We start from the raw sequence: 11523 nt of genomic DNA on the forward strand, positions 1-11523 counted from the left end.
AAGAGGGCTATTTTATCGTTTCTGATACTTTGCCACAGGTTAACATAGAACTTCCGAAATAAGGATTCCTGATCGCTTGTTTATTACTTAACCAACTACTTTTTTTCATTGGGCAGTAAAGCTCATAAACAGGTTCGGCAGATAATCTTGAAGTTTTTGCTAAGGCAATGATATGCGTGGAGAGAACCGCAAAATAATCCCGCTGGCTTTTCAGTTCGTTGCTGGCAGCAATTTTGCCAGCATTTTCTGTGAGGGTCTTCTGTTGAGCTGCATCTATGGTTTTGTAATCTCCGCCATTGAGCGTTTTAACAAATTCAGCAGCTTTAACTGCCGCTAGTTTAGCGTTGTCGGCAATGAGCGCATCTTTAATGCTATAATAAGATAATAATAATGCAGCAGGCTGATCATTTTTTTGCTGTGCGAATCCAGATTGAGTGAAGATTGCTGTTATCAAAGCAATCATAAAAAATATCTTTTTCATTTTATTGATATTAATGGTGAACATAATTAATCAGGAAAAATCCTGTAAAAATTAAATAACCTTAAATCAAATCTGGAAGCTTCGTATAGCAATTCTGATATCCGGTGCAGGAGCACGGCTGAGTCTTGCAAAATATATATTGGGAATATTTACAACAGTAGAAATCAGGCCGTTCTGAAGATAAACAGGTGCTGGTAAAATACCACTGAAAGATAACTGAAAGCTGAATACAGAAGCAGACTGAGTCTCTTTATCAGCAGCTGTTAGTTTAGAAACTTCTTCCTTGCAACAATTATCTTTATCGCTTTTTGTCTTTTGCTCAGTGTGATGGTGATGAGGTGTAGCTTTATCATGCTGATGAGATACCGGATGACCTTCAGGATGATGCCCCTGATTAAATCCCATATTTGTTCCGATCGCACAGGCAAAACCAACTACTGTATTCAAAAAGAATACAATAATCAGCAAGACTGCCTTAAGTTTTATGGAACCTGGAGTTTTCATGTGACACAAATCTACTGTCAAATGTTTTGTTGAATTTACAGAATTTGAATAAAAATATTCAAAATTTCGTAGGTTTTGGTTATACTGCGCTATGTCAGCTGATTTTAATATAAATAATGGACTTACCTGTTTGTCTGAATTACCAGCATTATCATTATGGCTGATTTTTCTGGCAGAAAATATACTGATAACTATTCTCGTTCTGTTTTTCGGTAAGCTGGTGCAACAAAGATATTATTCAGCGTCTGCTTTTATTTCCTATTCTTATGAAGCCCGTGAATGGCAGATCTGTGCAGTGACTAATGTGCTGAATACAGCAGTTACCTATGCGGGATTTAAATTGTGGGAGTATAATTATATAAATATAACTGCGCACATTTCAGTAACTATACTCACAGACTTTTTACTGCTGTTTTTTGCAATGGATTTACTGATGTTTATATTTCATTACCTGATACACCAGACTTTTTTATACAAGATAGTACATCAGTTACATCATTTGGCTGTCCATCCCAAACCGATCGACCTGTTTATTCTGCACCCACTGGAAACTATATCTTTTGGAGCATTATGGCTGGTTTTACTGATGCTGTTTCCTTTCAATATTTATGCGATTGTAATTTACCTTATTATCAATGTTGTATTTGGGTTGACTGGTCATTTAGGAATAGAACCATTACCACTCAGATTCCGGAATCTACCTGTGATCAGATACCTCGGGACATCGACTTTTCACCATCAGCATCATCAGTATGAAGACTTTAATTTTGGTTTTTATACCAGTATATGGGACAGGCTATTCGGAACGTACAAATCCTGAAATATTCCTGACTTAAATTTCATTTATAACGCTTATGTTTCTGAAATCTGTAAATGTGCTGACATAAAGGAAGAAGGGGAAACCGATATTTGCAGCACGTTTTAAAAAAAATATCATATGAAGTTATTAATGACTTGTGTTGCTGTTCTCTTTTTTTCTTTTTCTGTTTCAGCGCAGGATATAGGTTCTGTAATGCCTAATGCTATCTTTTACAATAGAGACAATACGCCGTTTTCTACTTATAGTATCCCTAAGGGTAAAAAATCACTGATCCTGTTTTTTGATGCAACCTGTGAGCATTGCCAAAAAGTAGTTGCCCAGATGAGTAAAAGAACTAAAGAGTTAAAAGATGTGAATGTTTACCTGATTTCTCAGGATGAATACAGATCTATAGATTATTTCATGACTAATTTCGGGAAACCGTTTTTACAGCAGAAAAATGTAAAAGTAGTTCAGGACCGGGATCATGTTTTTATCATGGCTTTCCATCCTAAACAATACCCTGCTATTTATTTATATAATCCGGATAAGAGCCTGGTTTTTACATCAAGTAATCAGAATGATGTGCCTAAGTTTTTTAAACTGATTAATCCATAGGAACTATTCGCTGTAGTAGTTGTTGATCAGCGATAAGTAATAAACCCCTTCTGATTTATAAGTGAAATCAGAAGGGGTTATTTTTTAATCTTCAGTAACAGTTGTGTGTACCAATACAACTGCTTCCCGTCTGCGAGCGGCAATACCAGCCCCGATACTTGCACTTATTGCGCCGAGTATTAAACCAAAGAAAGAGAAAACAGCAAATTTAGAAAGCCCGGAAGCAACGTCTTCACCTACCTGTTTCGCTTTTTCTGTAGCCTGATCTTTAGCCTGTTTCACCTTTTCTTTTGTTGTTTTAATGGTACTGACCCAGTTGTCAACAATTTTTTCAGATTCCACTTTAGATTTACCAGTCTTGTTAGCTACTATATTAACCAGGGCATCGCGGTCTGCTGCCTCAAATACAGCATCTCCGCTACTGAATAATTTTGAAACCAGAGAATCCAGTTTGGCCTGTGCCTGCTGAGGGTTTTCCAAAACTGATTTACCAGTAGCTTCTGCTTTTCCAGCTGCCTGTTTTGCTTTGTTGCCAATGTTTTCTGGCTGCAATTCCTTTTTACCGGTTTGCTTTAGCAGTAATTCTGCTTCGCTTTTCATTTTCTCAATTGAACTTCCATCAATATTCAATTGATCCTTAATCATATCTCCGGCTTCAGGAGCCGCGTTTTTGATCCCTGTACCAACAATTGAAAATCCTTTACTGATGACAGCACCAACACCGCCGGCAATTTTACTAACTGAAAGTGCAGTTACATAAATGTTTAAGAAGGTAAATAAACACCAGGTAATTAAGCCATGTAGAATCAGATCTGTTTTCTGAACCTGGTTAGAAAGCCAGCCTGCCACCCAGCCACCGGCAAACAGGGAAATCAATACCGTAATGACCCACCAGATCAGGGCACCGGTGCCTAAACCACTGAATGGTTTTGCATCTTCTACAGGATTAATACTTCCAAAACCTATACTCAGGCCTAATAAACTCAGTAATAATTGAACTGCAACAGCAATAAATACGCCTGCAAATACGGCACTCCATGATAAACGGCTGATAAATCCCACGGGAGATTTATCACTTAACGCATGAATAGATTTAGTCATAATTTTTGATTTTTAATAAGTAGATAAATAAATAGTAGCCTGGAATATGGATAAATACCATTTTTCTTACGATACTGACAGATAACAGTATAATTTTGATAATGTTTGAATCGGTTCAAACAAATAGGGAATGTCAGCCTAAGTTAATATGTTTACAGAATGGAAGTTAAACTCGATAAAACTACTTTACCGCAGCATGGACAGCAAGTCCTTTTTCAGACTGTAATTGATGAGGGATATGAGACCTGGCAGGAGGGAATCTATAACGCAAAAGAGGAATATATTCGTATATCAAAAGGTGATATTTATGACATGTGGGGAGACGTTGTCAGATGGGAACCTTCTACTTAAAGACTTTTGCATCGAAACCTTGTTCATTATTACATGAGGGCCGAAATTAACTAAAAAATAAAAGATAAAATTGTCTTAAAATACCGGTATCCTCAATACGGACGGATGTTTAAGATATATTGTTCGGTTTGTGTCCTGTGCGAAAATATAGCTACCATAGCCCTGTGGTGGCTATTTTGTTTTTAAACAATCTGATTTTCAGTTGTTTGTATTTTGGTTTTGTCGTCTGTTAAAACCTGTGGAATTTCATTTTCTGATGCTGAGATAACATTGGTAGAGACTAGTTTGCTTAATTTCATTTCATTCTGTTTTGCCTGTTTTTCGGTTTTTATTTCTTTCATGTTATTATATTGTGAATAAATAATACCTCTTTTATTCTTTTTGTTCATTCCTCTTTCTGAGGCAGAAAGCAATCCTCAGAGTCGTAAATTTGTTTTATTGAAAGAATTAAGACTCACCTCGATTATTGTTTTTTCGATTTAGCTAATTTATTAGCTTAATTCTAAATTTAAGGCAATTGCCGGGGTGTATTCTTTGACATATTGGTTCAAATTGTAATCGATGTTTTTGACAGAATAATATCTATAAAGTTTAATATTTATCTACCTAATAATATGGAAAATCTTAAGATAATCGGAATAACCCCATTTGAGAAGCCAGATACCGAACTTGCGATTGCTTTAATACAGGCTGGAATTTTCCCTGTGATTAACCTTGGATATAGGCAATCTGATGCTGTTGAGGCAATTAATGAATTAGTAAAGCGTGGTGTAACAGATTTTGGAGTATGCTTTCCATCGGCTGATTTTACATCAATTGCACTTCCTGTCCAGGTGACTTTGATTATTATACCTTATGGTGTAGAAATCGTCCTTAAAGCCGGAGTTAAACTGATTTATCAGGTTTATGATATTGAATCAGCAAGACAAGCAAAAGCATTATCTGCTGATGGAATTATTGTAAAAGGTAATGAAGGCGCCGGAAGAGTTGGACACGAGTCATCTTTTGTACTTTTTCAACGTATTATAAAAGAGATTAAAGATATACCTGTTTGGGTACAGGGTGGAGCAGGAGTACATACTGCTGCAGCTTTAATAGCCCAGGGAGCTGCGGGTATAATACTGGATAGCCAGCTGGTTTTATTTCCTGAGTGCAGTGCACCTAAAGCAATCAAAGATATATGTGCTAAATTGAGTGGTACAGAAACAAAGCTGGTAGATAACTGCCGTGTCCTGTACCGTCCTAATTCGCCTGCTATTGCACATCATATATCCTATAAAGATCTTTCAGCATATTTTACAGATTTCGATCTTGAAAAAAGCTACCTTCCTTTAGGACAGGATATCGCTTTATCAGTTGATCTCTTCAGCAGATATAAAAAGTTAAATAAACTTGCATTCGGTATAAGGGAAGCTGTTTACGGACATTTAAATCAGGCAAAGTCATTAAATGTTATCAGTCCTGAAAATCCACTGGCCAAAGAACTGAACCTGACTTATCCTATTGCACAGGGACCAATGACAAGAGTCAGTGATGTTGCCGGCTTTGCAGATGCTGTTTCTGAAGCGGGAGCCTTATCATTTATTGCTTTATCCTTATTAAAAGGAGAAACTGCTAAAAACCTCATTAAAGATACAAAAAAGCTTGCAGGCACCAGAACCTGGGGCGTTGGTATTCTTGGTTTTGCTCCTCAGGAATTAAGGGACGAACAAATGAAATATATCCTGGAAGAGAAGCCACCGGTAGTTTTGATTGCCGGCGGACGTCCTTCACAGGCAAAACCACTTGAAAAAGCGGGTATAAAAACATTCCTTCATGTTCCATCAGCATCTCTGCTGGATATGTTTTTAAAAGAAGGAGCAAGAAGCTTTGTTTTTGAAGGCCGGGAATGCGGTGGTCACGTTGGCCCTTTATCAAGTATGGTCCTTTGGGAAAAGCAGATTGAACGCTTACTTAAAGAAGATAATCCTGAGCAGATCAGTGTATTTTTTGCCGGTGGTATCCATGATTCTTTTTCTGCCGCATTTATTGCCGTTATGGCTGCTCCACTTGCCGCTAAAGGTGTAAAAGTAGGTGTACTGATGGGAACTGCCTATTTATATACTAAAGAAGCCGTAACTACAGGTGCTATTCAAAATAAGTTTCAGCAGCAGGCTGTGAATGCCAGTGATACCATATTACTGGAAACTGCGCCGGGCCACGAAACAAGATGTCTTAAATCTCCGTTTTCTGACTTTTTCAGTGAAGAAAAAGAGAAACTTCAGCAGCAGGGAGTTGATAAAAAAGTGATCTGGGAAAAACTGGAAACACTTAACGTTGGCCGTTTAAGAATTGCTGCCAAAGGTATAGAGCGCAGAGGCGATCAGCTGGTTAATATTGACGAAGCAGAACAGCTTACCTTAGGGATGTATATGATTGGCCAGGTGGCTGCAATGCAAAACAAAGTCGTTTCTCTTCTTGAATTGCATCAGGATGTTGCTGAAGGCAATTATCAGCATATTCTGGATGCCGAACTTTCTTCTCCACCTGAAAGAACAGGGAAATCTCTTGATGTGGCTATTGTTGGTATGGCCTGTATCTTTCCGGGAGCAAAAAATATTGAAGAATACTGGCGCAATATTATCCTGGGAAAAGATAGTGTGACAGAAGTTCCTGATGAACGCTGGAACAAAGAACTCTATTATAATCCCGACTCTACAGCTGGCGATATGTCACACTCTAAATGGGGTGGCTTTATTCCAAAAATAGATTTCGACCCGCTTGAATTTGGTATTCCGCCACAGTCACTTGCTGCCATTGAACCTACACAACTGTTAACACTGATGGTTGCTAAACAGGCGATGGAAAACGCAGGTTATCAGGATGGCAGTTTCGATCATGAAAATGTATCTGTAATTATAGGTGCAGAAGGTGGGAATGACCTCGCGAACAGCTATGGATTCAGATGTTTCTATAAACAAGTATTTGGAGAAATGCCACCTGAAATAGATCAGGCATTGCCAAAAATGACAGAAGACTCATTCCCCGGAATTCTGGCCAATGTCATATCCGGAAGAGTAGCTAACCGCTTGAATTTAGGCGGCCGTAACTTTACTGTAGATGCAGCTTGTGCATCTTCTCTCGCAGCTGTTGATCTGGCTTGCCAGGAGCTGTTTCTGGGAAAGTCTGATATGGTACTTGCAGGCGGAGCCGATTTACATAATGGAATCAATGATTACCTGATGTTTTCCAGTACACATGCACTTTCACGTAAAGGCAGATGTGCAACTTTTGATGCCGGAGCAGATGGAATTGCACTGGGTGAGGGAATTGCAATGGTTGTCTTAAAAAGACATGAAGATGCACTGAGAGACGGAGACAGGATTTATTCTGTTATCAAAGGATTAGGTGGTTCAAGCGATGGTAAAAGTTTAGGTTTAACTGCACCACGTAAAAATGGGCAGGTTCAGGCATTGGAACGTGCTTATGATCAGGCTGGTATTACACCATCTGTTGTAGGTCTGGTAGAAGCTCACGGAACAGGAACTGTGGTTGGGGACAGAACAGAGCTTAGTGCTTTGACAGATAAGTTTATACAATCAGGTGCTGTAGCAGGTCAGGCACATCTGGGATCTGTAAAAACCCAGATCGGACATACCAAATGTGCAGCCGGGCTGGCAGGTCTGATTAAAGCATCGTTATCAGTTTATCACGGTATTAAACCTCCAACTATACATTTAAATAATCCAAACAGTTATTATAATGCAAAAACCAGTCCTTTTGCTTTCCATACTGAAGCAGGACTATGGATGCAGAACAGACGTTATGCAGGAATAAGTGCCTTTGGCTTTGGAGGAACTAATTTCCATGCTGTTATTGAGAATAATAATCCGGTAAATACTGCTGTTCCAACTTTAAAATCATGGCCTTCAGAGTTATTTGTTTTCAGAGGAGATACCTACGAAGAAGCAAAACTAAAACTTACAGCAGTTAAGACATTGCTGGATAGTAACGCACAGATAGATTTAAAAGATATTGCTTATAGTCTGGCAATGGCCGATAATAAACCCGTACAGTTATGTATTGTGGCCGATCGTGCTGAAGACCTGAATATGAAGCTCGAACTGACACTTTCTGGTATAGAAAGTAAAGATACTTATGCCACTAAAAAAAGAGAGGGTAAAGTAGCCTTTATGTTCCCCGGGCAGGGAAGTCAGCGGATTAATATGGCAAGAGATCTTTTTGTCATTTTCCCCGCTATGCGTGAACTGTTAAAAGATCTGCCTCAATATGAAAAAGTGTTATTCCCTAATGCTGTGTTTAGTGCGGCATTGCTGAAAGAGCAAAAGGAGAATATTAAAGATACCCGTATGGCGCAGCCCTTACTTGGGATTGTGAATCTGGCTATAGCCAACTTCTTGAGAACTCTTGGAATTGTACCTGATATGGTTGCAGGACATAGTTATGGAGAGTTACCTGCTTTATGTTTCGCAGGTGCTTTTGCCGAAGATCAGCTGGTACAATTGAGTGCAGCAAGAGCACAGTCTATTCTGGATGCTGTTGAAGGCGGAGACACAGGTGCTATGGTTGCTGTGAATGCGAAACAGGAAGAATTACAAAAGGTTATTTCTGGTTTGACAGGTATCTATGCTGTGAACTATAACTCACCGATGCAATGTGTACTGGCAGGTTCTACACCAGCAATAACCCATTTAATGGAAGTACTCAAAACGGCAAAAATATCTTTCAGACAACTGGAAGTTGCCTGTGCATTCCATAGTCCGCTTGTAGTTAAATCCAAAGAACTTTATCAGCAGACACTGGAGAAAGTACAGTTCACTGATCTGAACTTACCAGTATGGTCAAATACTACTGCGCAGGAATATCCTTTGCAGGCAGAACAGATCAAAGAAAGATTGACTGATCATCTGATTAAGCCGGTGAAATTTGTAGATCAGGTTCAGGAAATGTATGCCGCAGGAGCCAGAATCTTTATCGAAGTTGGCCCGGGCAAAGTGCTGTCAGGTTTAACTAAAGCTTGTCTGGGTAAAGAAGAACTTTTACTGCATGCAGAAGATAACGGACAGAATAAGCTGACCCATCTTTTATGTATGCTGGCAACCTACATCTCTACCGGACGTGATATCCATATCGAAAAATTATTTGAAGGCCGTGGCGCAAGATTATTAAATCTTAATGAACCGGCATTGTATAAAAAAAGCCCTGCAGTCTGGTTCGTTAATGGCCAGCATGCAATTCCTTCAAATGGGAAATTACCGGCAAACGGGGCATTACCTATCATAGAACCTATCCAAATGAAAAATAGAGAATTAAGATCGGAACCTTTACAGACGGCAACTTCTGCCAGTGACCTGATGATGCAGGAATACCTGAACAGTATGAAATTATTGATTCAGGCACAACGGGATGTGATGCTGACTTTTCTGGGACAGCATGTCCCTCTCCATACTGGTTTGTCCAATCCGGTAGCTATGCCGCAACCTGCTCAGCAGGTACAACAGGTATCGCAGGAACGTTATACGGTGGCAGCACCTCAGACACAGCCTGTCTTACAGCAAGCTGCAGCTGTTCCTGTTCAGGCGGTAGCAGAACAGAAAGATGTGAAACTGGCTTTGTTACAAATTGTCAGTGATAAAACCGGATATCCGCAGGAAATGTTAGGCATGGAGATGGATCTGGAAGCAGACCTGAGTATTGACTCTATTAAACGTCTGGAAATTATAGGAGCACTGCGTACTGAATTAGGAGGTTTTAGCAGTACCCAGAGTGAAGACACCGTAATGGAACAGCTGGCTGGTATAAAAACATTAAACGGGCTGGTTAACTGGATAACTGAAAATGCAGCACCGGCTCATACCAATGTATCTGCCACCATCAATATAGAAGTTACTGTAAAAAGTAATCAGCCTAAATTTTCAGCAGAAGAACTGAGAACAGCTATTCTGTCCGTAGTCAGTGAAAAAACGGGTTATCCTGAAGAAATGCTGGGTATGGATCTTGATCTGGAAGCTGATTTAAGTATCGATTCCATTAAAAGAATGGAGATTATCGGAGAATTAAAACTTAAAATAGGCTTTAATCAGGAACAGGAGCAGGGGGATGATTTAATGGAAAAACTTGCAGCTATTAAAACCCTGAATGGTTTGGTGAACTGGATCTCTGATCTGGAATCTGGCACTGATGAGGTTTTGACTGAAGCAAAGAAGATCATAGAAGAAGGTGTCGCTGATGCTGCCGGTTTAGAGAAATTGTCCAGACTGAGATTTGAACTTACTCCTGCAGCACTCGCTGATATAGAAGCTGCAATCCTTAAAGGGCAGCGTTTTGCAATTACTGATGATGGCTATGGTCAGGCTATTAAGATCAAAAATCTGTTTAAGAAACACGGTGCTGTGGTCAATGTGGTATGTGCAGGAGACAATCTGAGCAGTTACCAGGGATTGATTATTCTGAACATGTTTACTACAGAGAAAAAATCAGGTATAATAGAGCATTTTGAGATGATCAAACAGCTGAATTTTGAAGCGGTGAAATGGGTTTATATGATCTCTGATGTCAGAACCTATCTGAATGACAGTACTGATGTAGAAATGCTCAGACTTTATCAGGGATATTCAGGTTTCTTCAAAAGTCTGGACAGAGAGTATGAAAATACTAAATGCAGACTGGTGAGTCTGGAAACAAAAATGACAGCAGAAGAGACCGCTAATATCACACTGAATGAGATTCTAAATCCGGATACACCTTCAGAAATCATCTATCATGGTGATAAAAGACAGATTATGGATCTGATCCCTGCTGAACTGATTACCGGACTGGAAGATTCTCATATTCAGCTGGATAAAGATGCAGTTGTACTGGTCTTTGGTGGAGCACAGGGAATTACCGCCGAGCTGATGATTCACTTTGCTAAGGATTATCCTTGTAACTATATTCTTGTTGGCCGTTCAGCTGATCCAAAATCAGCAGTTCAGGGGAAAGCAGCATCCTTAAAGACAAAAGATGAGATCAGAAGTTATCTGGTTCAGCAGGGAGAACTTAAAAAACCAGCGGAGATAGAACAGGAAACAGCCAGAATCTACAAGAATAATCAAATTCTGCATAGCATCGCCATGCTTGAAAATGGAGGTTCTAAAGTTGTTTATGAATCCATGGATCTACGTGATGAAGAAGGACTGAGTCGTTTTGTTGACAATGTTTATCAAAAATATGGCCGTATAGACGGTGTTGTCCATGGAGCAGGTTTGCTGGAAGATAAATTATTCCACAGTAAAACTTCAGAGTCTTTTGAACGTGTATTTGATACCAAAGTTACTCCGCTGAGAGTGCTTGCAGAAAAGCTGAGAGCCGAAACTCAGTTTGTAATTCTCTTTTCAAGTATTGCTTCTGTTTATGGTAATCGCGGACAAACAGATTATGCTGCTGCAAACAGTGTAATGGATAAATATGCCTGGGCGCTGAAACAAAAAATCAGTGGTAAAGTACTGGCTATTAACTGGGGACCGTGGAAAGGTGCTGGTATGGTTTCTCCGACACTGGAAAAAGAATATGAAAGAAGAGGTATTGCACTTATTCCTTTGCAGGATGGTATGGAAACTTTTCTGAATGAACTGAAATATGGTAAGGAGAGTCAGGTTCTCATTATGGCTGGAAATAACTGGTAGCTGAT

At 39.4% G+C, this 11523-nt stretch carries 8 protein-coding genes; 4 read left to right on the top strand and 4 right to left on the bottom strand.

The features are described from left to right. Window positions 1–7: 7 nt before the first annotated feature. The gene (locus tag PL_RS21255; RefSeq protein WP_041877857.1) at window positions 8–481 is read right to left on the bottom strand and encodes a DUF3347 domain-containing protein; all 474 of its coding nucleotides are present in this window, start codon (window positions 479–481) and stop codon (window positions 8–10) included. A gap of 66 nt (window positions 482–547) precedes the next feature. Beyond that, window positions 548–985 carry a hypothetical protein gene (locus tag PL_RS21260; protein ID WP_041877713.1) on the bottom strand — a complete coding sequence of 146 codons (438 nt, stop codon included), beginning with the start codon at window positions 983–985 and terminating at the stop codon, window positions 548–550. A 130-nt stretch (window positions 986–1115) separates the two neighbouring features. Here PL_RS21260 and PL_RS21265 point away from each other — a divergent pair, with 130 nt between their 5' ends. Next, window positions 1116–1805, top strand: a complete 690-nt coding sequence (locus PL_RS21265; protein ID WP_041877853.1) for a sterol desaturase family protein — start codon at window positions 1116–1118, stop codon at window positions 1803–1805. Window positions 1806–1922: 117 nt separating this feature from the next. After that, the gene (locus PL_RS21270; protein ID WP_041877711.1) at window positions 1923–2402 is read left to right on the top strand and encodes a peroxiredoxin family protein; all 480 of its coding nucleotides are present in this window, start codon (window positions 1923–1925) and stop codon (window positions 2400–2402) included. An 84-nt stretch (window positions 2403–2486) separates the two neighbouring features. On the opposite strand, the gene PL_RS21275 is transcribed toward PL_RS21270, so the two are convergent. Beyond that, entirely contained in the window at window positions 2487–3503 is a 1017-nt protein-coding gene (locus tag PL_RS21275) for a hypothetical protein (RefSeq protein WP_052495987.1), read from the bottom strand. A 159-nt stretch (window positions 3504–3662) separates the two neighbouring features. On the opposite strand from PL_RS21275, the gene PL_RS21280 reads away from it, so the two are divergent. Further along, entirely contained in the window at window positions 3663–3854 is a 192-nt protein-coding gene (locus PL_RS21280; protein WP_041877709.1) for a hypothetical protein, read from the top strand. Window positions 3855–4036: 182 nt separating this feature from the next. Here the strand turns inward: PL_RS21280 and PL_RS21285 are convergent, their stop codons facing one another. Continuing rightward, window positions 4037–4195: a hypothetical protein gene (locus PL_RS21285; protein WP_160292050.1), complete on the bottom strand. Its 159-nt coding sequence runs from the start codon at window positions 4193–4195 to the stop codon at window positions 4037–4039. A 273-nt stretch (window positions 4196–4468) separates the two neighbouring features. On the opposite strand from PL_RS21285, the gene PL_RS21290 reads away from it, so the two are divergent. Then, window positions 4469–11518, top strand: coding sequence for a type I polyketide synthase (locus tag PL_RS21290; RefSeq protein ID WP_041877705.1), 7050 nt, complete (start codon window positions 4469–4471; stop codon window positions 11516–11518). Window positions 11519–11523: the final 5 nt, after the last annotated feature.

Origin of the sequence: Pedobacter lusitanus (genome assembly GCF_040026395.1) — a bacterium.
Taxonomy (GTDB): domain Bacteria; phylum Bacteroidota; class Bacteroidia; order Sphingobacteriales; family Sphingobacteriaceae; genus Pedobacter; species Pedobacter lusitanus.